The sequence below is a fragment of the Streptomyces sp. a15 genome, assembly GCF_059026085.1.
Genome location: NZ_JBWLKM010000001.1, coordinates 500901 through 523973 on the forward strand (window position 1 = coordinate 500901; position 23073 = coordinate 523973).

Here is a 23073-nt window from a genome sequence, read left to right on the forward strand (position 1 = left end):
CAAGGCGCCCCCTAGGGCAACACCCCGCACAACGCCCCCAGCGCCCCCGCCCACGCATGGTCCGGCGGTGTCCCGTACCCCACCACCAGCGCGTCCAGCTGCTCGGCGGCGGCCGACTCGTGGCGGAAGAAGGACAGGCCGTGGACGGCCAGGCCCTGCCAGTTGGCGGCCTGGACGACCGACTGTTCGGTGCCCGCGGGGAGGGTCAGGACGGCGTGGAGGCCGGCGGCGATGCCGGTCACGTGGATGTCGGGGGCCTCGGTCGCGACGGCGTCGACCAGGGCGTCCCGGCGGCGCCGGTAGCGGAGGCGGGCGGCGCGTACGTGGCGGTCGTGGGCGCCGGAGGCGATGAACTCGGCCAGGGTCAGCTGGTCGAGGACGCCGCAGGTGTCGATGCCGCCCTTCGCCGAGACCGCCGCCTCCGCGAGGTCCGGCGGCAGCACCATCCAGGCCAGCCGCAGGCCGGGGGCGAGGGACTTGCTCGCCGTGCCGAGGTAGACCACGTGGTCCGGGTCGAGGCCCTGGAGGGCGCCGACCGGCTGGCGGTCGTAGCGGAACTCGCCGTCGTAGTCGTCCTCCAGGACCAGCCCGCCGGTGCGCCGCGCCCAGTCCAGGACGACCGCCCGCCGGTCCCGGTGCAGGGGGACGCCCATGGGGAACTGGTGGGCGGGGGTGAGCAGTACCGCCCCTTCGTCGGTCAAGTGCGAGGGGTCGGTGCCCAGTTCGTCGAAGGGGAGGGGTGAGGTGCGCAGGCCCGCCGTCCTCAGCTGGTCCTCGTGGACCTTCAGTCCGTACGACTCGACCGCGACCGTGCGTACTCCGCGCGCCCGCAGCACCGTGCCCAGCACCTTCAGGCCGTGGACGAAGCCGGCGACCACGAGGATCCGGTCGGGGTCCGTGCGGACGCCCCGGGAGCGGGCGAGGTAGCCGGCGAGGGCGGTGCGCAGTTCGACCCGGCCGCGGGGGTCGCCGTAGCCGAGGGCGTCGTTCGGGGCGGCGGAGAAGGCCCGGCGGGCGGCCTTGAGCCACTCGGCGCGGGGGAAGGAGGCGAGGTCGGGGGTGCCGGCGCGGAGGTCGTACCTGGGCCGGTGGCGCTCCCTGCGGGGTGGGGCCGCGTGGACCGGAGAGGCGATCGCTCTCCCCCACTGCCTTGAAGGCGTGGGAGGTGCCCCCATGGCGACCCTCGTGCCCGAGCCCTGGCGGGCGGTCAGCCAGCCCTCGGCGACCAGGTCGGCGTAGGCGTCGGCGACCGTGTTGCGGGCGATGCCCAGGTCGACGGCGAGTGCGCGGGAGGATGGCAGCCGGGTGCCGGGGGCGAGTCGGCCGGACTGTACGGCTTCGCGCAGGGCGTCGGTGAGGCCGCGGCGGACGCCCGGGCCGGTCGGTTCGAGGTGGAGGTCGATGCCCAGAGTGGCCCACGGTTTCGCCATGGAAATGGACCATACCCCTGGGCTGCCTCCCTCCTAGGGTCGATGTCATGACCAACGAGACCACCCAGACCACAACCTTGGAGTACGCCCCCGAACACACCCCCCGCCTGCGCTGGACCGAGCACGTCCCCGAGGTCTACAAGGCGATGGTCCGGCTGGACGCCGCCGCCCGTAAGGGCCTCGACCCGAAGCTGCTGGAGCTGGTGAAGATCCGCGCCTCGCAGCTCAACCGCTGCGCGCTCTGCATCGACATGCACAGCAAGGACGCGCTCGCCGGGGGCGAGAGCGTCGAGCGGATCGTCCAGCTCAGCGCGTGGGAGGAGTCGGAGCACTTCTACACCGAGAAGGAGCTCGCGGCGCTCGCGCTCACGGAGGCGGTGACCGTCCTGACGGACGGGTTCGTGCCGGACGCGGTGTACGAGCAGGCTGCCAAGCACTTCGAGGAGGCCGAGCTGGCCCAGCTGATCGCCGCGATCACGGTGATCAACGCGTGGAACAGGTTCGGAGTGACCTGCCGCCTGGTACCGGGGCACTACGAGCCGGGGCAGCACAAGTGAGCCGTACGACGCAGGTCGAGACCTTCCGGAGGCTCCACCACGGCCGGACCCCCGACCGCCCCCTCGTCCTCCCCGGCCCTTGGGACGCGGCCAGTGCGCGGGCCCTGGAAGAGGCCGGGTTCCCGGCGCTCGCCACGCCCAGCGCCGGGGTCGCCGCCTCCCTCGGCTACGAGGACGGGGCGACCCCGGCGGACGAGATGTTCGCGGCGGTCGCGCGGATCGTACGGGCCGTGGACGTACCGGTGTCCGCCGACATCGAGGACGGGTACGGGCTCGCGCCGAAGGAGCTGGTGGAACGGCTGCTGGAGGCGGGCGCCGTGGGCTGCAACCTCGAGGACTCCACCGGTGGCGCCCTCAAGGACCCGCACGGGCACGCCGACTGGCTCGCCCAGGTGCGGTACGCCGCCGGGGACTCGCTCTTCGTCAACGCCCGCGTCGACACCTTCGTCAGAGGCGTCACCGATCCCGAACAGGCCATCCATCGCGCCGCGTTGTACGTCGCAGCAGGCGCCGACTGCGTCTATCCGATCGGCGCCCCGACGACCGTACTGCCGTTGCTGCGGTCCGGGATCGAGGGACCGGTCAACGTGTTCGCGAAGGTGGGCGAGGGCCCCTCGCCCACCGAACTCGGTGAACTCGGGGCCACTCGCGTCACGTTCGGGCCGGGGCTGCAACGCCGGGCCACCACCGCCCTGCGGGAGATCACCGCAGAGCTGAAGTGAGCATCAGGACAGCCACGCCTTCCACGTCGACGCGTGGCTGTCCACCCACTTCTTCGCCGCCTCCTCCGGCGACAGCTTCTGGTCGGCGATCATCAGGGAGACCTCGTTCTGGTCCTCGGTCGTCCACTTGAACTTCTTCAGGAAGGCCGCCGCTTCACCGCCGGACCGGGCGAAGTCCGTGTTGAGGTACTTCTGCAGCGGGGTGTGCGGATAGGCGCAGGCCACCTTCTCCGGGTCCGCGTCGCAGCCCTCCTTGTACGCCGGCAGCTTCACCTCGGTCATCGGGACCTTCTTGAAGAGCCACTGCGGGGTGTACCAGTAGGTGAGGAAGGGCTTCTTCTCCTTGGCGAACTGCTGCATCTGCGTGATCTGGGCGGCCTCCGAACCGGCGAAGACGACCTGGTAGTCGAGCTTCAGGTTCTTCACCAGCGCCTTGTCGTTGGTGACGTAGGAGGGTGAGCCGTCCATGAGCTGGCCCTTGGCGCCGCTCTCCGGCGTGCGCATCTGCGAGGCGTACTTGTCGAGGTTCTTCCAGTTCGTGACGTCCGGGTGCTGCTTGGCGAAGTACGTCGGGACGTACCAGCCGATGTGCCCGGTCACGCCGAGGTCGCCGCCCCGCGTGATCGTCTTCTTGTCCTGGACGTACCGCTGTTCCTCCTCGGGGTGGCCCCAGTCCTCCAGGATCGCGTCGACGCGGCCCTGGCCGAGCGCGTCCCAGGCCGGCACCTCGTCGACCTGGACGGTGTCGACGCGGTAGCCGAGCTTGTGCTCGAGGAGGTACTGGGCCACGGCGACGTTCGCCTGCGCTCCCACCCAGGACTGGGTGGACAGGGTCACCGTCTTCGCGCCCTGCGCGTTGGCGAAGGGCGAGGCCTGCTTGGTCATGTCGGCGGCGCCGCAGCCGGTCACGGTCAGCAGCAGAAGAGAGCCCACTACGGCAGTCGTACGAAGTCGCATGTCACGCTCCCTTCTTGGTGCGGCGTTCGGTCGGCTGGGTCACCCGGTCGAGCATCAGGCCGAGGCAGACGATCGCCGCGCCGGCCACCAGACCGGTCGCGAGGTCGCCCTGGGCGAGGCCGAAGACGACGTCGTAGCCGAGGGCGCCGCCGCCGACCAGGCCGCCGATGATGACGACGGCGAGGACCAGGACCACGCCCTGGTTGACGGCGAGCAGCAGGGCGGGCCGGGCGAGCGGGAGTTGGACCTGCCGGATCTGCTGGCCGCTGGTCGCGCCGAGCGAACGGGCGGACTCCAGGGAGGCCTGGTCGACCTGGCGCAGGCCCTGGGTGGTGATGCGGACGACGGCGGGCAGCGCGTAGACGACCGCCGCGGCGACAGCGGGTGCGCGTCCGACGCCGAACAGCGCGACGACCGGGATCAGGTACACGAACTGCGGCATGGTCTGGAAGACGTCCAGGACGGGCCGCAGCATCCGCTCGACGCGGTCGCTGCGGGCGGCCGCGATACCGATGGCGAAACCCAGCACGAGGGTGACGGCGACCGCCGCGAGGACCTGCGAGAGCGTGTCCAGCGAGGGCTGCCACACGCCGAGTACGCCGATCGCGGCCATGGCGAGGACCGCGGTGAGCGCGGTCTGCCAGGTGCCGATCAGCCAGGCGAGGGCGGCCACGATGAGCAGGACCGACCACCAGGGCAGCCCCTGCAGACCGTCCCGGACCGGGTCGAGGACCCAGGTGGTGAAGTGGCCTGCCCATTCGGCGGTGCCGCCGACGATGGGGACGCCGGAGTAGAGGTGGTCCGTCATCCAGCCGACGGCCCGGTTGACCGGCTCGGCGATGTCCAGCGTCCAGGCGTCGGGCCAGTCGAGACGGCCCAGGAGACGTCCGGCCACCGCGACGGCCACGGCGGCGAGAAGCGCGTACGCCCATCCCGCGCGGCCCGACCCCTCGGTACCGTCGCCCGCCGCGCCGGTGACGCGGTCCAGTACGACGGCCAGGAGCACGATCGGGATACCGGCGGCCAGCGCCGCGCCCACGTCGACCGAGGCCAGCGCCTGGTAGACGCGGTCACCGAGGCCGCCCGCGCCGATCACCGACGCGATGACCGCCATGGACAGCGCCATCATGATCGTCTGGTTGAGGCCGAGGAGGAGTTCCTTGCGGGCCAGCGGGATACGCGCGGTCAGCAGGCGTTGCCGGGCGGTGGATCCCAGCGACTCGACCGCCTCCAGCACCTCCTTGTCGGCGCCGCGCAGGCCGAGCGAGGTGAGGCGGGCCATGGGCGGGGCGGCGTAGACGACCGTGGCGAGGACGGCCGCGGGGACGCCGATACCGAAGACGAGGACCACCGGGAGCAGGTAGGCGAAGGCGGGCAGGACCTGCATGGTGTCCAGGATCGGGCGCAGGATCCGGTCCATCCGGTCCGACAGCCCGGCGGCGAGCCCCAGCAGGGCGCCCACGACGACCGACGCCAGCACCGCCACGACCATCAGCGCGAGCGTCTGCATGGTCGGCACCCACATGCCGAGCAGGCCGCAGGCGAGGAAGGCGGCGGCGGTGCCCAGGGCCAGCTTCACTCCGGCGACCCGCCAGGCGACGAGCCCGGCGAAGGCGGTGACGCCGGCCCACCCGGCGGCGAGAAGCACCAGGTACACAGCCCGTACGGAGAGCACGACCGCGTTGCTGACGTAGCCGAAGAAGTACAGGAACAGCGGGTGGCTGTCGCGGTTGTCGATGATCCAGTCGCTGGTCTTCGTCAGCGGCTCGGTGAGGTCGACGGTGAGAGCGCTCGGCCAACTGCCGCTGGCCCAGCGGGCGTTCGCCAGGGGAACGAGAATCGCCGCAGCGACGGCGAGCAGCAGGAGCTTGTGGACGGCCCGGTGCCTGAGGAGGCCGGGGAGGGCGATCCGGGGGGCGGGTGCGGTGACCGTTGCCATCAGACCGCCTCCTTGCGGAGCTCCGTTCCGGCTACGACATCCAGGAGCCGTTCGTGATCGACGACCCCCAGACACCGGCCGTCCTCCACGACACACGCGGGCTTGCGGCTGCGGGAGACGACCTTGATCGCCTCGGCGACCACCGCGTCGGCGGCGATCGCACCCGGGTGCTCCGGGCCCTCACAGTCCCCGGCGCGCATGGCGGTGCGGACCGTCATGACCTGCTCGCGCGGGACGTCACGGACGAACTCGCGGACGTAGTCGTCGGCGGGCGAGCCCACGATCTCCTCCGGCGTGCCCAGTTGCACCACGCGGCCGTCGCGCATCAGCGCGATGCGGTCGCCCAGCTTCAGGGCCTCGCTGAGGTCGTGCGTGATGAAGACCATGGTGCGGCCCTCCTCGCGGTGCAGCCGGACGACCTCCTCCTGCATGTCGCGCCGGATCAGCGGGTCGAGCGCACTGAACGGCTCGTCGAAGAGCAGGACTTCGGGGTCGACGGCGAGCGCCCGGGCCAGCCCGACGCGCTGCTGCTGGCCGCCGGACAGCTGGCCGGGCCTGCGCTGCTCCATGCCTTCCAGGCCGACCTTCTCGACGACCTTCTTGGCCCGCTCGCGGCGCTCGGCCTTGCCCATGCCCTGGATCTCCAGGCCGTAGGCCACGTTGTCGAGGACCGTGCGGTGCGGGAGCAGGCCGAAGTGCTGGAAGACCATCGCGGCGCGGTGGCGGCGCAGTTCGCGCAGCCGGGACTTGTCCATGGCGCGGACGTCCTCGCCGTCGATGACGATCGTGCCGGCGGTCGGTTCGATCAGCCGGGTCAGACAGCGCACCAGCGTGGACTTGCCGGAGCCGGACAGGCCCATGACGACGAAGACCTCACCCTTGCGCACGTCGAAGGAGACGTCCTGGACGGCGGCGGTGCAGCCGGTGCGGGCACGCAGCTCGGCGGGCGGGAGGGCGGCCAGATCGGGGTCGGCGGGGACGCTGTCGGCCTTGGGGCCGAAGACCTTCCACAGGCCCTCGACGGAGAACACGGGAGTCGTGGTCTCGGTAGGAGTCGCAGTAGTGGTCGTACTCATCACGCACCACCTCCAAGGAGGTCGACGGCCCGTTCCCCGACCATCAACACCCCGATCATCGGGTTCACGGCCGGCATGGTCGGGAAGACGGACGCGTCGGCGATGCGGATGCCGTCCAGTCCGCGGATCCTCAACTCGGGGTCGACGACGGCCGACCGGTCGTCGGCGGCGCCCATCCGGCAGGTCCCGGCCGGGTGGTACACGGTGTGCGCGACCTTGCGGGCGTACTCGCCCAGCTCCTCGTCCCCCGTGACGTGCGGTCCGGGGGCCACCTCGCGCCTGAGCCAGCCGGCGAGCGGCTCGGCCTTGGCGATCTCGCGGGCGATCTTGATGCCGTCGACGAGGGTGCGGCCGTCGTAGTCGTCCTCGTCGGTGAAGTAGCGGAAGTCGAGGGCCGGCTTGACCGAGGGGTCGGCGCTGGTCAGGAACAGCCGGCCGCGGCTCTTGGGCTTGGGGATGTTCGGGGTCATCGAGACGCCGTACGGCGGGCGTTCGTAGCCCAGGCGCTCCGGATTGTCCGTGAACGGGATCTGGTAGAAGTGGAACATCAGGTCCGGGCCCGCGTGTTCGGGGTCCCGGCGCACGAACAGGCCCGCGTCGGAGTCCATCGCGGAGTTCTCCGGGATGGGGCCGTTGGTCTCCCAGACGATCACCGACTCGGGGTGGTCGAGCAGGTTCTCGCCGACGCCGGGCAGGTCGTGCACGACGGGGATGCCGAGCGCCTCCAGGTCGGCCTTCGGGCCGATGCCGGAGTGCAGCAGCAGACGGGGCGAGTCGACGGCGCCCGCGCACAGCAGGACCTCGCCCCGCGCCTGTACGAGGATCTCCTCGCCGTCCTTCGTGCGGACGTGCACGCCCTCGGCGCGGGTGCCGTTCAGCTCCAGCTTGTACGCCCAGGTCTCCAGCATGATGTGGAGGTTGGGCCGCTCATCCATCACCGGGTGCAGGTACGCCACCGACGCCGAGGAGCGCTTGTTGTTCTCGGGGTGGTAGGCGAGGTCGAAGAAGCCGACGCCGTCGTCGAACGGCTTCTTGTTGAAGCCCTCGACGCGGGGAACGTCGAGCGCCTTCTGCGCGGCGTCGACGAAGTCGCGGGCGATGGCGTTCCGGTCCTTCTCGTCGACCGGGACGATGTTGTTCTTCAGCCGCGCGAAATACGCCTCCATCGGCACCGCGCCCCAGCCCTTGGCGCCGGCCGCCTCCCACTCGTCCCAGTCGGACGGCAGCGGCTTGAAGGCGATCAAGGTGTTGTGGGAGGAACACCCGCCGAGGACGCGGGCGCGGCTGTGCCGGATGTGGGAGTTACCGCGCGGCTGCTCGGTGGTCGGGTAGTCGTAGTCGAGCTCGCCGCCGAGCAGACCCATCCAGCGGCGCAGGGTCAGGACGTCGTCTCTGCCGACGTCACTGGGGCCGCCCTCGATGACGGCGACGGTGACGTCGGGGTTCTCGGTGAGGCGCGAGGCGATGACGGATCCTGCGGTGCCGCCGCCGATCACGACGTAGTCGTAGACATGGCTGTTCTCGGACATGGGGGGTACTCCAGGGGCTTGCGAGGGAGCGGGGAGAGCAGGGGGGGTTGGGGGGAGCCGGGCGGGGCGTGGGAATCGGAGCGGCAGGTCAGCCGGCGAACCAGCGGACGGGCTTCGGCGCGAGGTTCTGGTAGACGTGCTTGGTCTCGCGGTACTCGGCGAGGCCGGCGGGGCCGAGCTCGCGGCCCGTCCCGCTCTTGCCGAAGCCGCCCCACTCCGCCTGGGGGAGGTAGGGGTGGAAGTCGTTGATCCAGACCGTGCCGTGGCGCAGCCGGCCCGCGACCCTGCGGGCCCGGCCCGCGTCGGCGGTCCAGACACCGCCCGCGAGGCCGTACTCGGTGTCGTTGGCGAGGGCGACCGCCTCGTCCTCGGTGCGGAAGGTCTCGACGGTGAGCACGGGTCCGAAGACCTCCTCCCGTACGACCCTCATCTCGCGGTGGCAGTGGTCGAGGACGGTCGGCTCGTAGAAGTAGCCGGCGGCGGGGCGTTCGGCCGACGGCGCGGGCCGCTTGCCGCCGGAGCGCAGCACCGCGCCCTCGGCGAGCGCGGATTCGACGTACGACTCCACCTTGGCGCGCTGCTGCTCGGAGACGAGCGGGCCGCACTCGACGCCGTCCTCGGTGCCGCGGCCGAGGCGGATACGGTCCGCCCTGCGGGCGAGTTCGGCGACGAAGCGGTCCCGGACCGACTCCTCGACGATGAGGCGGGCGCCCGCCGAGCAGACCTGGCCGCTGTGGATGAAGGCCGCGTTGAGGGCCTGGTCGACGGCGGTGTCGAAGGCCTCCTCGGTGGCGCAGGCGTCGGCGAAGACGACGTTGGGGTTCTTGCCGCCGAGTTCGAGGGCGACCTTCTTGACGCCCGGGGCGGCGGCCTGGGCCACCTTCGTGCCGCTGACCAGGCCGCCGGTGAAGGAGACCAGGTCGACGTCGGGGTGCTCGGCGAGGCGGGCGCCGACCGAGTGGCCGGGGCCGGTGACGATGTTGGCGACGCCGGCGGGGAGTCCGGCCTCGGTGAGGAGGTCGATGAGGGCGACCGTCGTCAGCGGGGTGATCTCGCTCGGCTTGACCACGAAGGTGTTGCCGGCCGCGAGCGCCGGGGCGATCTTCCAACTGGCCTGGAGCAGCGGGTAGTTCCAGGGCGTGATCAGCGCGCACACACCGAGGGGCTCGTGCACGACCACGCTGTGGATGTCGGGCGAGCCCGCGTCGACCACCCGGCCGGGGGACTCAGCGGCGACGAGGTCGGCGAAGTAACGGAAGGCGTCCGCGACACAGTCGATGTCGACGCGGCCCTCCTCGATGGTCTTGCCCGCGTCACGGCTCTCCAGCAGGCCGAGCTCTTCGCGGTCGCGTATCAGGAGATCGGCGACGCGGCGCAGCAGTGCGGCGCGTTCGGCGGCGGGGGTGCGCGGCCAGTCGCCGTGGTCGAAGGCCCGCCGGGCGGCCGCGACCGCCAGGTCGGTGTCCTTCTCGTCGCCCTCCGCGATCAGGGCGAACGGCAGGGCGTCCGCGGGGTCGATGATCTCGCGCGTGGCGCCGGAGACGGCTTCGAGCCACTCCCCGTCCGCGTGGATGGTCTTCCGCGCCTGGAGTTCTGGTGTGTCCGCCATGATCGGTTTTGCCTTCCGTTCCTGTTCAGTGCCCCTGTGTCACAGTCGTGTCACTCACCGGGACCGTTAGCGCATGCCCGAACCCCTCGATTGCATGCGCAATCCATGGCCGAAAGTGCGCCGCATCACTGAGCATGCGCCCAAATGGGGCGAACCGTACGCTGAGGGGTGTGCGGGTGCTGCGCACCACGGAGTCAGGCATGGCGTCGAAAGCGTTGATCTGCGCGGCGGCGATAGGCGTCGTACGGAGCGTGCTCGCGTGAGCAGCACCAGCACGCCGAGCACGAGCCACGCCCGCCAGGACTCACTCACGTAGACGACCCCCGTGAGGCCGGGAAACCGTCCGGGCGCTCGGACAGCGCCTCACCCGGGCCGTCGATGACGTAGCCACCTCCGAATCCTTTGACTAAAGTCAAAGAACATGGAGCCAGGAAACACGGAGCCGGTGTCGACGGACCACGTGACGGCCTTCCGCCGCTTCAACCGCGACTTCACGCGCCGCATCGGCGCCCTCGACGACCACTACCTCGGCCAGAACCGCCCCCTCGGCGAGGCCCGCCTCCTCTTCGAGATCGGGGACAGAGTCTCCCTGCGCGAGCTGAGGAACCGGCTCGGTCTTGACGCCGGGTATCTGAGCCGGATGGCGAAGGCGCTGGAGGCGCAGGGAATGGTCCGGATCACCGTCCACCCCCACGACAACCGGCTGCGGATGATCGAGCTCACCCCGGCCGGGCGCGTCGAGCTCAAGGAGCAGAACCGGCGGGCCAACGCGCTCGCGGCCGGGATGCTGGAGCGGCTGAGCCCCTCCCAACAGGAGCAGCTGACGGACGCGATGGCCACCGCACAGCGGCTGCTGCGGCTGGCGGGGGTCATCGTCCGGCTCGTCGATGGTCACTCACCGGACGCCCGGGCCTGCCTGGACGCCTACGCCGCCGACATCGACGAGCGGTTCCCGGAGGGGTTCGACACGTCCGCTCTCGTACGGCCGGAGGAGGTGTCCGGCGACGCGGGCGCGTTCTTCGTCGCGTACGAGGAGGACCGCCCGGTGGGCTGCGGTGCGCTACGGCGTCTGGAACCCGGCGTCGGCGAGATCCGCCACGTCTGGGTCCACCCGGAGGCCCGCCGCCTCGGCCTCGCCCGCCGTCTGCTCGACGCGCTCGAACAGGAGGCTGCCGCACGGGAGTTGACGGTCGTACGACTCGACACGCACGCCGCGCTCACCGAGGCGCAGGCGATGTACCGGGCCTGCGGATACACGGAGATCCCCCGGTACGACGACAACGTCTACGCCGCCCTCTGGTTCGAGAAGCGGCTACCGGGCGGCGCGCCCCGCTGACCGCTCCGCCGGCAACCCCCTTACGCAGCCGCCCGCTTACGGCGAACACGCCCCATCGAGGCAGAAGGATTCGACCGCCGTCCGAAGGACGTCCCGTGTCCGGGGCCAGTCGTCGGCAGGCCCGGAGGACAGGATGGCGTACAGCTCATCCTCATCGGCATGGATGACGCGCTCCAGGATGCGCAGTTCCGTGCCCCATGTCTCGCTGCGGTACGAGTAGTCCAGCTCGGCGGCCTCGCCCCGCTCGTCGGGAACCGCCTCCCGGCTGTTGCGCCGGTAGCCGGGCGACCGCTCCAGGTCCTTCTCGGCCGCCGCGAGCGTGCTCAGCGGGGTGGCGTTCCGCTCGGTCACTTTGAAGACCTGGACGAAGTGAGGTCCGCCGCCCGCTTCCTCGTAGAAGTAGATCGTGACGCTCTCGTTCTGGCCCAGCTCGTTCTTGTTCTGGCCCAGATCGGTCCGCACCTGCCAGTCCTCCGGTACGACGATGTCGAACTCCCCGTCCGATGCGGTCCGGTAGCCCGGCGGAGGGCCGCTCGGCGAAGGGGACGGGGAGGTCTCCTGAGCCGTCTCCGCGGACTCCGACGGCGAGGCGCCGCCGGTCGTGGGCCCGGTTGACACCGTGGGCCGGGCGTCGTCCCGGCGGGTGCCGTCGTCGTCGCGGCCCCACGCGAACCAGCCGCCGATTCCCGCCCCGGCACCGATCAGCGCGGCGGCCGTCAGCGCGGCGACCACCCTCCTCGCCGGCAGGCGCGGATCTCCGCGGAAGCCGGGACCGGGTCGGGAAGCGGTGACGGAGCCGGGACTGGAAACGGAGTCGGGATCGAGACCGGAGCCGGAGACGGCACCCTGCGCGGGCGTCGGTGCGAACTCGGGCCCGGGCGGAGGCGGCGGGGTGAACGGACCCGGCGGAGCACCGGTGTCCCAGCGCTGCGTCTCGGGGTTCCAGCGCACCTCTTCCTCGCCGGCCACGCTCAGCTCCCCGTCAGCGCGCCGACCGCCTGGGCGACCGCGGCGGCCGAGGCCAGCAGACCGGTCAGCGCGCCCGCGTCCGCGAGGGCCTGCCGGATCCGGACGAGCCGACCCCCTGCGGCCCGGCCCGACTCCTCGATCTCGGCCTGAGCTCCGGCAAGCTCCGCGTCCAGGGCCGCTGTCTGTTCACTGCCGACCAACCGGCCGAGATCGGCGCGGAGTTCGAGAACGGCCCGCAGCAGCTCCTCCTGCGCGGGGTCGCGTCCCGGCGCGGCGGAGCCCGGTCGGTTGATCACGCTGTTGCCGTCGCCGATCGCGAACGCCCCCTGGACGTTGCTGATGTGGATGCCGCCACTCTCGGCGCTCCGCTCGTCAGCCATTCCCATCCGCTCCCGCCGTATGCGACGCACTCGGCACCTTGTTGGTGATGACGTTGTTGTCTCCGACGGCGAACGCCCCCTGCACGTTCTCGATCAGGGTGCTGCCGCCGCTCACGTTGACGATCTTCTGGGCGAACTCGTCCGTCCGGTAGCCCGCTTCCTTCAACACCTGCCGCACGCCCTGCGCGACCCGGTCCTGGATCGACTTCAGATAGCGACTGACGTCCATGTCCTGGAAGAGCGAGGCCGTGTCCCCCGACCCCAGCTCGCGGACCGAGCGCGCGGGCCCGTCGGGCAACGCCGAGCCGTAGCCCGCGGTGAGGACCCGCCAGGACAGGACGATGCCGCGGCCCAGCGTCACGAAGGCCATGACCACCGAACGAGGCATGCCTGCCAGGGCCAGGACCGCCTGGCCCAGCGGAGTGTTGTGCCGGTACTGGTGCGCTGTCCGGTCCGCGTTCTCGAAGTCGGCGCGCACGGGCAGCAGGACGTGCGGGGCGATCTCCAGCATCAGCATGCCGCCCTGCGTGTGCACGCGGACGAAGACCGTCGTGACGACCTCCTCCTCCCAGCCGCCCACCCGGGCCCGCAGGAAGTGCCGCCGGGACTCGCCTCCCTCCTCGACCGACTCGGTGCGGTGCACGAGGAACGCGTCCGGGTCGTACGGCGCCAGGTCCCGGCGCGGCAGCCCGGTGACCGGCAGGAACACGCACTCGTCGATCTCCAGGCGGCGCAGCCGGTCCCGGACCGCGTCCCCGGCCTGCGGCGAGGGGTTCCGCAGCTGTGCGAGCAGCTCATGGATCTTGTCGAGGATCACCCGGTTGTTGACCGGACGCGGCGGCTCGGAGCGGTCCGGGTCCGCCCTCAGCTCGACGGCGAGGGTCCAGGTGTCATGCGCCTGCCCGGCACCGCAGAAGGGACGCGCCGCGTGGTACATCATCAGCGACGAGTGCTGCTCGGCGCGGATGCGCTGCCGAAGCCGCTGGAAGCGCCGCCCGGCGAACTGCTCGGCCGGGTCGGCGGTCATGTCGCCGAACCGCGTCGGGTGCAGCTCCTCCGCCAGCATCCGGGCGAACTGGTGGCGCTGCCCCGCGACACACCCCACCACCAGCAACTGGAACAGCAACGCTGCCCAGGCGCGCAGCGACTCGGTCGTGATGCCGGCCGACGCGTTCACCGGCCCGGCAAAGGCATCGGGCAGAAGGAAGCCGATGATCTTGGCGAGCTCGCCGCCCGCGGCGAAGGCCACCTGCACGATCAGGAGCAGAGCGGAGAGCAGCCAGAGCCACCCCCACAGGCGCACCCACCAGGCGGACCATCGCCGATACCACGGGGGATGCTCCTGTGGACCGCGGATCCAGGAGGCCGCGGTGAGCAGCAGCCAGGGCATCAGGAAAGCGACCAGCAGGCCTTGGGAAGCCACCAGACCCACCACCCACAACCCGAGGATCCCGCCCGCCCAGCAGAGTTCGATCCGGCGGGCCCGCAGGGCATGGGCCAGGACGCGCGCCGCGTCATAACCGAGCGAAGGGGCGGCGATGCGCTCCTCGTGGACGTACAACTCCTCGATGACCGCGTCACGGTACGCCGCGTCGAGGTAGGTGCCCGCGCACAGCAGCCGGGTCGCCTCGCTCGCGCCGGGCCGTACGACGGGCCCGTCCGGCGCACCGGTGTGCGGCTGCTGCGGTAACTGGGACGTCTGTGTCAACGCTGTTCCTCCGGGACTCCAACCACCGTGCGTCACAAGCCGATTGCCGTGCGCGACAGCAGAGCATAGGGGACGGAGACCGGCACTGGTGACGGTTAGTCGCCATCTGTGCACCGGTCCCCCACATACGCCACAGGAACCCCTCGGAAACGCCGCAGGCCCCGGCCGGGAAACCCGGACCGGGGCCTGCGCCCGATGGTGGCCGATCGGCTCAGATGAGGCCGAGACCGCGGACCGCGTCGCGCTCCTCCGCCAGCTCCTGCACCGAGGCGTCGATGCGGGCGCGGGAGAACTCGTTGATGTCCAGGCCCTGGACGATCTCGTACTTGCCGTCCTTGGTGGTGACCGGGAAGGAGGAGATCAGGCCCTCCGGGACGCCGTAGGAGCCGTCCGACGGGATGCCCATGGAGGTCCAGTCGCCCTCGGCGGTGCCGTTGACCCAGGTGTGCACGTGGTCGATGGCAGCGTTGGCGGCGGAGGCCGCGGAGGACGCGCCACGGGCCTCGATGATCGCGGCGCCGCGCTTGGCGACGGTCGGGATGAAGTCCTCGGCCAGCCACTTCTCGTCGCTGACGACCTCGGCGGCGTTCTTGCCGCCGACCGTGGCGTGGAAGATGTCGGGGTACTGGGTGGCGGAGTGGTTGCCCCAGATGGTCAGGCGCCTGATGTCGGCGACCGTCGAGCCCGTCTTCTTCGCGAGCTGGGTCAGCGCGCGGTTGTGGTCCAGGCGGGTCATCGCGGTGAAGCGCTCGGCCGGTACGTCCGGGGCGGCGGCCTGGGCGATCAGCGCGTTGGTGTTGGCCGGGTTGCCGACGACGAGGACCTTGATGTCGTCCGCGGCGTTGTCGTTGATGGCCTTGCCCTGCGGCTTGAAGATGCCGCCGTTGGCCTCCAGGAGGTCACCGCGCTCCATGCCCTTGGTGCGCGGGCGGGCGCCCACGAGGAGGGCGACGTTGGCGCCGGCGAAGGCGACGTTCGGGTCGTCCGTGATGTCGATGCCCTGCAGGAGGGGGAACGCGCAGTCGTCCAGCTCCATGGCGGTGCCCTCGGCGGCCTTCAGCGCGGGGGTGATCTCCAGGAGGCGCAGCTTGACCGGCACGTCCGCGCCGAGCAGCTGGCCGGAGGCGATGCGGAAGAGCAGGGCGTAACCGATCTGGCCGGCCGCGCCGGTGACGGTGACGTTCACGGGAGTGCGGGTCATGGCGTTCTCCGTATGACAGCTGGCGGTGGGGCGTCCCTGCCCCGGACGTTTGATCGATCTCTTGGCGTCAAGAGAGATCCAGCGGTCAGGCTATCGCGCATCCGGGATGCCGGACGTCCCGGGTTGTGTGGCCCAGCCCACAACGCCCGCCCGCAGAGGCCCGCCCACAGAGCCCCGCCCCTCCGGATGCCCGGTCTCACGAACCCCCACAAGCGCGTGCCACAAAAAGAGGCGGCCGCCTGTCCGGGAGAGGGGGGACGAAGGCGGCCGCCGTTCGGGGGTACCGATTGCCGGACTCCCGTGGGGGTAACGTTCGCGTGCCCGCGATTCAGGTGGGCATGCGCGTCTCCCCCGGATTCTTTTCCGTTACTTCGTGCAGCCCTCCTGGCCCGAGGCCAGCGTCACGCAGGCCTCCGCCTCTCCCGCGTCCTTCACCGCCACCATCGGCGTGTACGCGATCGTGTCCCCGGCCACCGTGATGTTCCCGGTCTGCTCGGCCTTCCCCACGGTCACCCGCACCTCGTCGCCCTGCTCGGCCTGCGTGATGCGCCCCCATGCCGCGCCGCAGGTCTCGCTGTAGCGGACCTCGACGACGGTCGCGGCGACGGTCGTCGTCTTGGCGGTGGTCACGAGGTCGCCGCTGCACCCCATGCTCTCCGCGTCCTTGCCGGTGCAGGAGTCACCGCTGCACTTCACCCCGGCCGGCAGGTCGGGGTTCGTACTGGCCGACGGCGACGCCGAGGCGGCGGCGTCCTCCTTCTTGCCGCCGTCCCCGCCCTGGGTGAGGAAGTAGGCGGCCACGACCACCACGAGCACGCCGAAGACGCCCGCGAGGAACATCGTCAGCCGCCGCTTGCCGCCCGACCCGCCGGAGGACCCGCCGCCCGGACGGGGACCCTGCGGGGGTTCGCCGTACGGGGTCGAAGGCGCCGGAGTCCGCACGGGACCGTCGGCCGAAGCCGAAGCCGAAGCCGAAGCCGATGCGGAGGCCGGAGACCCCGCACTGGCACCGGACCCCCGACCGCCGGTCGGCGCCGGCCGCTGGTACCCCGACAGCCCCCACGAGTTGCCGCCCGAGGCGCCACTCGAAGAAGCACCCGAGGAGCCCCCTGAAGACCCGCCGGACGAACCGCCCGAGGCACCACTCGAAGGGAGTACCTCCCGTACGTCGCCCGCCGAGTCCCGCGCCTGCGGTGCCGTCGGCTGCGGCGGCACCGACGGGACCACACCGGCCGGTCCGGCGATTCCGGGCGTGGCGGTGGCGCTGCCGCTCTTGCGGGCCGTCCTGCTGCTGCCCTTGACGTCCGCCGCGGGCGCGCCGAACTCGCCCAGTGCGGCACGCGCCTGGGAGATCCGGATGGCCTCCATGGTCATGTCGTGGCGCATCTCCGAGCGGCTCCAGGCGCGCTCGGCGAGCTCCCACATGGTCGTCAGATGAATGGGATTGGTGCCGGTGACCTCGGCCAGGGCGACGATCGCGCCCTTGGGCGCGAGCAGTCGGCCGTTGAGATAACGCTCCCAGGACGTCTTGCTGTAGCCCGTGCGGTCGGCCACCGCTGCGACGCTCAGACCGCTGCGGTCCACGAGCCGCCGTACTTGGCTCGCGAACTCTCTGACCTGCGGATCGAGCTCGTCGGGCAAGTCCTTCCAACGAGGCATTGCTACCCCCCTCTTCCCCCGGGTTGTGCTGGTTGTTCCCCGCTTTTCCCCATGCGTGGTGCCCTCTGCCGAGTCCCCGTTGTGGCTACCCACAGGGATGCGCCCAGTCAGGATCTCAGTTCCCGGGGTGGGGGCGCACGGATGCATCGTGGCCGCGGGCATGCACCGTTGCACGCCCACCGGTCAGAGGTCCAGTACGCCGACGGCAGAAGGAGACACGCTAGCGCCCATGTCGAACGACTTCGGGTCAAATCCGCGAACGTCTCAATACATCGACACGAGTGTCACACACCGGAAATACCGCCTGTCACGCAAGTGTTCGGCTCACCCAAACGCAACGGTCCCGACGACGCCGATCAGCAGCGTCACAAGGAGCAGCAGCACGGCCGACAGCAGCAGCCGTCCGCTCCGCCCGCGACCGCTCTGCTCGGGGGGCGCGTCCCACCACGGCAGGGTGGGATCGTCCTCGTACTCGCCGCCCCCGCCGTGCTCGTCGCTCCCCCTGCCGCCCGCGTCGCTCCCGGCGGACGGGGCCGGCACCGTCGCGGGGCGGGGCCACGCCTGGACCGCCAGTTCCCAGCGCACGCCGAAGCGCTCGGCGTCCGTGCCGCCGAGGCCCGCGATCCGGCACAGCGCGGCGACGGCCTGCCGGGGCGGGGGCTGGGTGGCGTTGAGATAGCGGTGCCAGGAGGACTTGCTGTAGGCGGTCCGGGCGCCGAGGGCGACCAGACTGAGTCCCGTGCGGTCCTTCAGGAGCCGCAGCTGTTCCACGAAGTGCCGCACCTCCGGCGGCAGATCGTCCGGCAACGGCTGCCAGCCGCCCATCGGCCACCTCCCCTTGGGACCCCTGGGGCCCTCTTGGGACCTCGCTTCTGAGCGAGTGACGACGTCAGAGGGCTGATCGGTTCCCGCGACGGGCGCGACTGTGGCACAGCGCGGACACCGTGCCGGAACGGTCACCTCCGTGCCACAGCGCACTGACAGCCATTGAACAGGCGGTTCACCGTGCAGGAGTCTGGTGCCCGGCGGCGGCCCGTCCTTGCTCGGGGGAGGGGACGGGCCGCAGCCGTACGAAACCGGTCAACTGCTGAACCGGGTCAACTGCTGAACCCGGTCAGCTGCTGACCGTGAAGTGCAGCGTGTCCTTCAGGAACGGGATCACCAGCCAGGGATTCGGCTGCACCATCATCGCCAGCAGGACGATCACGAGTCCGAGCCCGCCGTACGTGACGATGTCGGTGAAGCGGGAGCGCACCGCGAGCATGCCGACGTCCGGCAGCAGCCAGCGCAGCACACCGCCGCCGAGCAGGGCGACGCCGAGCAGGAGAATGCCGACGCGGAACAGGTCCAAGGCGGTCAGCAACAGTCCGAGCCCGGCCATCGCCAGGACGGCGAGGACCGGCCACTGCCGGGCGGGTGCCGGGGCGTCGCTCGGTGCGGCCCGGCCGCCGCCCTCGGGGCGCGCGGTGTCCCGCGTGAACAGCGGGAAGCGACGGGTCGCCCGGCGCGGCTTCCCCTCGGCGTCGGGAGCGCTGACGGGGTCCCGCACCTCGATCTCGTCGGTGCCGTCGACGGTCCCGGCGTCCTCTGCCTTCCCGGACGTGCCTGCCTTGCCGGACCTGCCGTCAGCCGACACTGCGCTCCGCCGCCTCGACCACGTTGACGAGCAGCTGGGCCCGGGTCATGGGGCCGACGCCGCCCGGGTTCGGGGAGATGAAGCCGGCCACCTCGGCGACGTCCGGGTGGACGTCGCCCACGATCTTGCCCTCGGCGCTGCGGGAGACACCGACGTCGAGGACGGCGGCGCCCGGCTTCACGTCCTCGGCGCGGATCAGGTGGGCGGAACCGGCGGCGGCGACGATGATGTCGGCGCGCTTCAAGTGCGAGGCGAGATCACGCGTCCCCGTGTGGCACTGGGTCACCGTCGCGTTCTCGCTGCGCCGGGTCAGCAGCAGCGGCATCGGCCGGCCGATGGTCACGCCCCGGCCGACGACGACGACCTCGGCGCCCTTGATCTCGACGCCGTAGCGGCGCAGCAGGGTCAGCACGCCGTTCGGGGTGCAGGGCAGCGGGGCCGGCTCGTTCAGGACGAGGCGGCCGAGGTTCATCGGGTGCAGGCCGTCGGCGTCCTTGTCCGGGTCCATGAGCTCCAGGATCCGGTTCTCGTCGATGCCCTTGGGGAGCGGCAGCTGGACGATGTAGCCGGTGCAGGCCGGGTCCTCGTTCAGTTCGCGGACGACCGCCTCGATCTCCTCCTGCGTCGCCGTGGCCGGCAGTTGGCGCTGGATGGAGGCGAAGCCCACCTGGGCGCAGTCGCGGTGCTTGCCGGCGACGTACTTCTGGCTGCCGGGGTCCTCCCCGACGAGGATCGTGCCGAGGCCGGGCGTGACGCCCTTCTCCTTCAGCGCCGCCACGCGGGCGGTCAGATCGGACTTGATCGCGGCTGCGGTGGCCTTGCCATCGAGAATCTGGGCGGTCATACCCCCATCCTCGCGGATGACCCGGTCCCGGTTCCAATCCGGGGGCCACCGGACAGCACGGCGCCCGTCCGCCGCAACCCGCCCATGATCAGCTGTGTTGCACTTGCACAACACATACCGAATGCGGCTGGACAACGACTCGCCTCTCCTAGAACCATGTGGGGCGCAGTCTCGCGGTTGATGTTCGGGGGGAGAACCGCTCAGATCATGACGTTCCTCCGCACAGTCCGCAGTGTCCCCAGTTTGCGCAACGGAGGAATCCCGCCATGAGTTTCGGCTCGCCCAACAACCCCTATGGTCAGCCGCAGAACCCCCAGAACCCCCAGCAGCCGCCGCAGCAGCCGGGTTACGGCTATCCCCAGCAGGGCGGCCAGCAGCAGCCCTACGGCTACCCGCAGCAGGCCCCGCAGGGCGTCCCGCCGCAGCAGGGCTACGGCTACCCGCAGGCGCCGCAGGCCCCGGCCGGTTACGGCTACCCGCAGCAGCCGGGTTACGGCATGCCGCCGTCGTACGCGAACTGGGGACAGCGGTTCCTCGGCACCCTGGTGGATGGCCTCGTCCTCATGGTCCCGTACATCCTCGTCGCCATCGACATCAGCGCGCAGACCGGCATCCTGTCGATCATCGGCGTCCTCGGCCTCTTCGGCATCGCGATCTGGATGCTGATCCAGGAGGGCCGCACCGGCCAGACGATCGGCAAGAAGGCGCTGGGCATCCGCCTGGTGCGGGAGAGCGACGGACAGCCTCTCGGCGTCGGCATGGCCTTCGTGCGCCGGCTCGCGCACTTCCTGGACAGCCTGGCGTGCTACCTCGGCTGGCTGTGGCCGGCCTGGGACGCCAAGCGTCAGACGTTCGCCGACAAGGTCTGCTCGTCCATCGTGATCCGCTCGAATTGAGCACGGATTCACCACAACTGACGGCGGATCGCTACGGCGCCTTCTCGCCAACCTTTCCCAGGGGCCGTGTCACGTCGTGACACGGCCCCTGGGCGTCGCCCACCCTGACTCGTAGACACGCGGGGACGGGGAGACGCACCGTGTACAGCATCATCGTGGTACCTCCGCCGACCACGGAGGACGAGCCGGACCGCACGCAGCTGCGGCTGGCGCCCGGCGAACGGCTGGCCTTCGGCCGCGCCGCGGGCGACAACGACCTGATCGTTCCGCACGACGGGGTGTCCCGCAGGGCGGGTGCGATCACCGCGCAGAGCACCTTCTGGCTGCTGAGCAACCTCAGCGCCCACCAGACGTACGTCGTGGAGAACCCGGAGGGCGCGGGCGAGCACATCAAGGTCGGGCCGGGCCGGCTGGACGCGCCGGTGCCGTTCGAGTTCTCGCGGATCGTGCTGCCGGCCGCGGGCGACCTGCTCGCCTTCGACGTCTGGGCGCCGCGCCACGACCATCTGCGCGCCGAGGCCGGACTCGACGGCGACACCACCGCGCCCGCCTTCTCCGTCGACCGCACCAAGCGCTACTTCTCGGTGCTGGCCGCCCTGTGCGAACCGCGGCTGCGCGGCGAACCGCACGCCGCGCTGCCCACGGTCGACCAGGTCGCGGACCGGCTGCGCCCCAACTGGCCGGCCGCGTCCCGCACCTCCGTCCAGTGGAACATCGACTACCTGGCCGTGAAGCTGCGCCTCAAGCCCGGCCCGGAGACGGCGGACACGGGTCCGCGCCTCAACGGCAAGAAGGAGTCGCTGGTCTCGCTGGCGCTCCGCTTCGACCTGGTCCGGGAGGAAGACCTGGTCGTCCTCGCGGCCCCGGCCGCCCGGGAGGCACGGTGACCGAGCCCTACGCCGTGCAGGTCCCCCGCGGGTACCGGCTCGGCGTCTGGGAGGTGCGCGAGCCGATCGCGACGGGGGCGTTCGGGAGCGTGTACGAGGCGCGTCGCACGGACGGCGGCGAGGAACTGCCGAGGACGGCGGCCCTGAAGTTCCTGCCCACCGGCACCGGCACCCCCCGCCAGCTCGCGCACCTGCGGGAACTGATCGACCGGGAAGTGGAGTTGCACCGCAGACTCAGGCGTCCGCGGCTGATCCGGATGTACGACACCCTCGTCGTCGACGACCCCGACCGGCCCCGTCTCGACGGCGCCACCGTCCTCGTACTGGAGAAGGCGGAAGGCTCCCTGTCCGCCCTGCTCGCCTCCTCCCCCCGCCCGCCCGCGGGTCCCGCCCTGCTCGCGCAGATCTGCGAGGGGCTGCACCAACTGCACCGGGCGGGCTGGGTGCACGGTGATCTCAAACCCGCCAACGTCCTGTTGATGAAGGACGGTTCGGCCCGGCTCGCCGACTTCAACATGGCCGCGGAGCTGGAGGGCACCCACGCCTACACGCCCGCCTTCTCCACCCCGGACTACACCCCGCCGGAGCTCCTGTGGTCGGAGATCGGCGAACGGGGCCGCAGGATCCGCCCGTCGGCCGACGTCTGGGCGTTCGGTGTGCTCGCACACCTGCTGCTCACCGACTCCTTCCCGCTGCCCGGCGGAACCCCGACGGCCCGCCGTGACGCGGCCGCCGCCTACGCGCGCGGCACCGACGAGCTGCGGCTGTCGCCCGAACTGCCGGACGGCTGGCGGGAGATCGTCCGGCAGTGCCTGACCCGCACGCACGAGGACCGCATCGCCACCGACGACCTGCTGAGGCGGGTCGAGGCGGCCGCGGGCACCGGCCGCTCGCCCCGGCTGCCCCGGGCCCTGCTCCCCCGCCGCCGCTCCCGCCGTACGACGGTCCTGGCCGCCACGGCCGCCACCGCGGCGGTCGCGGTCCTCGGCTACGGCATCAGCAGCTGGGCCGGCTCCGGCGCGGACGGCAAGGGCACGGCCGGCGCCGGGACCGAGAAGGTCACGCCCGCCACCTACGGCGCCTCCGAACTCCGTACCGACAAGGGCGTCCCGGTGGCCTACCGCCGGCTGATCGTCGACTCGGCCCACGACTGCGTCCAGCCGGAGGTCACGCCCGCGCTGATCGCCGCGCTGCTGAAGGCGGAGAGCAACTTCGACGCCGACCTGTCCGACCCCACCGCGGGCGAGGAGGGCGAGTACGGCATCGCCCGCTGGACCCCGAGCCTGCTGCGCTGGTACATCCGCGCGGACGGCGTCCCCGCGACCGAGACGCCACGGCCTCCCCTCACCCCCGCCGAGTCCATCCCGGCCGTGGGCCGCTACCTCTGCTTCATGGAACCGCGCCTGGAACAGACCGGGTTGTCCGGCGACCGCCGGGTGCTGCTGGCGGCCGCCTACCGGACCTCGACCAAGGTCGTGAACGCCGCGGGTGGCGTTCCCCCGAAGTACCGTGCCTACGCCACCCGCGTCGCCCACTACCTCAAGGAGTACACGCCGCCGGGGAAGACGTGACCCTGGGAGTTCTGAGGTACCGCGGCCGGCACGGTCGCCCGCACACTCCCCAAAACCTTCACCAGACGCGCCGTATCAGGGTCAATGCTTCGTGCTCTCTCAGGAACGTCCCTTAGTCTCCCCTTAGTTGGACTGGGGGAGGGTGGCCCTCATGGATCGGGCGAGGG

20 protein-coding genes are annotated in these 23073 nt (G+C 71.4%); 6 read left to right on the top strand and 14 right to left on the bottom strand.

Translation table 11 applies throughout. From position 1 onward, the window contains the following. Nucleotides 1-11: 11 nt before the first annotated feature. Nucleotides 12-1430: a MocR-like pyridoxine biosynthesis transcription factor PdxR gene (pdxR, locus tag AC5P09_RS02345; protein ID WP_493872170.1), complete on the bottom strand. Its 1419-nt coding sequence runs from the start codon at nucleotides 1428-1430 to the stop codon at nucleotides 12-14. A gap of 47 nt (nucleotides 1431-1477) precedes the next feature. On the opposite strand from pdxR, the gene AC5P09_RS02350 reads away from it, so the two are divergent. Continuing rightward, nucleotides 1478-1987, top strand: coding sequence for a carboxymuconolactone decarboxylase family protein (locus tag AC5P09_RS02350; RefSeq protein WP_493872171.1), 510 nt, complete (start codon nucleotides 1478-1480; stop codon nucleotides 1985-1987). Beyond that, the gene (locus AC5P09_RS02355) at nucleotides 1984-2709 is read left to right on the top strand and encodes an isocitrate lyase/PEP mutase family protein (RefSeq protein WP_493872172.1); all 726 of its coding nucleotides are present in this window, start codon (nucleotides 1984-1986) and stop codon (nucleotides 2707-2709) included. Before AC5P09_RS02350 ends, AC5P09_RS02355 begins: the two co-directional genes overlap by 4 nt. A gap of 3 nt (nucleotides 2710-2712) precedes the next feature. On the opposite strand, the gene AC5P09_RS02360 is transcribed toward AC5P09_RS02355, so the two are convergent. The 5 genes from AC5P09_RS02360 to AC5P09_RS02380 all read right to left on the bottom strand — a co-directional run bounded on the left by AC5P09_RS02360 (nucleotide 2713) and on the right by AC5P09_RS02380 (nucleotide 9819). Further along, nucleotides 2713-3666 (bottom strand): ABC transporter substrate-binding protein, encoded by a 954-nt coding sequence (locus AC5P09_RS02360; protein WP_493872173.1) that lies wholly within the window; start codon nucleotides 3664-3666, stop codon nucleotides 2713-2715. A gap of 1 nt (nucleotide 3667) precedes the next feature. Then, a complete protein-coding gene (locus tag AC5P09_RS02365) occupies nucleotides 3668-5605 on the bottom strand; it encodes an ABC transporter permease (RefSeq protein WP_493872174.1) in 1938 nt (645 codons plus the stop codon). Beyond that, nucleotides 5605-6681, bottom strand: a complete 1077-nt coding sequence (locus AC5P09_RS02370) for a quaternary amine ABC transporter ATP-binding protein (RefSeq protein WP_493872175.1) — start codon at nucleotides 6679-6681, stop codon at nucleotides 5605-5607. Before AC5P09_RS02370 ends, AC5P09_RS02365 begins: the two co-directional genes overlap by 1 nt. Continuing rightward, the gene (locus AC5P09_RS02375; protein WP_493872176.1) at nucleotides 6681-8210 is read right to left on the bottom strand and encodes a GMC family oxidoreductase; all 1530 of its coding nucleotides are present in this window, start codon (nucleotides 8208-8210) and stop codon (nucleotides 6681-6683) included. The genes AC5P09_RS02370 and AC5P09_RS02375 overlap by 1 nt, the downstream gene beginning before the upstream one ends. 88 nt (nucleotides 8211-8298) lie before the next feature. Beyond that, nucleotides 8299-9819: an aldehyde dehydrogenase family protein gene (locus AC5P09_RS02380; protein ID WP_493872177.1), complete on the bottom strand. Its 1521-nt coding sequence runs from the start codon at nucleotides 9817-9819 to the stop codon at nucleotides 8299-8301. A 421-nt stretch (nucleotides 9820-10240) separates the two neighbouring features. On the opposite strand from AC5P09_RS02380, the gene AC5P09_RS02385 reads away from it, so the two are divergent. After that, the gene (locus tag AC5P09_RS02385) at nucleotides 10241-11155 is read left to right on the top strand and encodes a GNAT family N-acetyltransferase (protein WP_493872178.1); all 915 of its coding nucleotides are present in this window, start codon (nucleotides 10241-10243) and stop codon (nucleotides 11153-11155) included. Between the two features lie 36 nt (nucleotides 11156-11191). Here AC5P09_RS02385 and AC5P09_RS02390 read toward each other — a convergent pair whose 3' ends face one another. From AC5P09_RS02390 to AC5P09_RS02425, 8 genes are all read right to left on the bottom strand, one after another. Continuing rightward, complete coding sequence (locus tag AC5P09_RS02390; protein WP_493872179.1) at nucleotides 11192-12124, bottom strand: serine/threonine kinase C-terminal domain-containing protein; 933 nt, start codon at nucleotides 12122-12124, stop codon at nucleotides 11192-11194. A gap of 2 nt (nucleotides 12125-12126) precedes the next feature. After that, nucleotides 12127-12504: a hypothetical protein gene (locus AC5P09_RS02395; RefSeq protein WP_493872180.1), complete on the bottom strand. Its 378-nt coding sequence runs from the start codon at nucleotides 12502-12504 to the stop codon at nucleotides 12127-12129. Beyond that, a complete protein-coding gene (locus AC5P09_RS02400; RefSeq protein ID WP_493872181.1) occupies nucleotides 12497-14212 on the bottom strand; it encodes an AbeC-like domain-containing protein in 1716 nt (571 codons plus the stop codon). Before AC5P09_RS02400 ends, AC5P09_RS02395 begins: the two co-directional genes overlap by 8 nt. Before the next feature lie 211 nt (nucleotides 14213-14423). Further along, on the bottom strand, nucleotides 14424-15413 hold the full coding sequence (locus AC5P09_RS02405) for a malate dehydrogenase (protein WP_493872182.1): 990 nt from the start codon (nucleotides 15411-15413) through the stop codon (nucleotides 14424-14426). Between the two features lie 366 nt (nucleotides 15414-15779). Then, nucleotides 15780-17072 carry a helix-turn-helix domain-containing protein gene (locus AC5P09_RS02410; protein WP_493872183.1) on the bottom strand — a complete coding sequence of 431 codons (1293 nt, stop codon included), beginning with the start codon at nucleotides 17070-17072 and terminating at the stop codon, nucleotides 15780-15782. A 324-nt stretch (nucleotides 17073-17396) separates the two neighbouring features. Beyond that, nucleotides 17397-17897: a helix-turn-helix domain-containing protein gene (locus tag AC5P09_RS02415; protein ID WP_493872184.1), complete on the bottom strand. Its 501-nt coding sequence runs from the start codon at nucleotides 17895-17897 to the stop codon at nucleotides 17397-17399. Between the two features lie 289 nt (nucleotides 17898-18186). Then, nucleotides 18187-18627 carry a DUF3017 domain-containing protein gene (locus AC5P09_RS02420; protein WP_493872311.1) on the bottom strand — a complete coding sequence of 147 codons (441 nt, stop codon included), beginning with the start codon at nucleotides 18625-18627 and terminating at the stop codon, nucleotides 18187-18189. Between the two features lie 70 nt (nucleotides 18628-18697). Continuing rightward, nucleotides 18698-19552, bottom strand: a complete 855-nt coding sequence (locus tag AC5P09_RS02425; RefSeq protein ID WP_493872185.1) for a bifunctional methylenetetrahydrofolate dehydrogenase/methenyltetrahydrofolate cyclohydrolase — start codon at nucleotides 19550-19552, stop codon at nucleotides 18698-18700. Nucleotides 19553-19818: 266 nt separating this feature from the next. Between AC5P09_RS02425 and AC5P09_RS02430 the strand changes: the two genes are divergently transcribed. The 3 genes from AC5P09_RS02430 (at nucleotide 19819) to AC5P09_RS02440 (ending at nucleotide 22906) form a co-directional block, all read left to right on the top strand. Then, nucleotides 19819-20448: an RDD family protein gene (locus tag AC5P09_RS02430; RefSeq protein WP_493872186.1), complete on the top strand. Its 630-nt coding sequence runs from the start codon at nucleotides 19819-19821 to the stop codon at nucleotides 20446-20448. A gap of 140 nt (nucleotides 20449-20588) precedes the next feature. Continuing rightward, a complete protein-coding gene (locus AC5P09_RS02435) occupies nucleotides 20589-21335 on the top strand; it encodes an FHA domain-containing protein (RefSeq protein ID WP_493872187.1) in 747 nt (248 codons plus the stop codon). Next, nucleotides 21332-22906 (top strand): serine/threonine protein kinase, encoded by a 1575-nt coding sequence (locus tag AC5P09_RS02440; protein ID WP_493872188.1) that lies wholly within the window; start codon nucleotides 21332-21334, stop codon nucleotides 22904-22906. The genes AC5P09_RS02435 and AC5P09_RS02440 overlap by 4 nt, the downstream gene beginning before the upstream one ends. Nucleotides 22907-23073 lie beyond the last annotated feature (167 nt).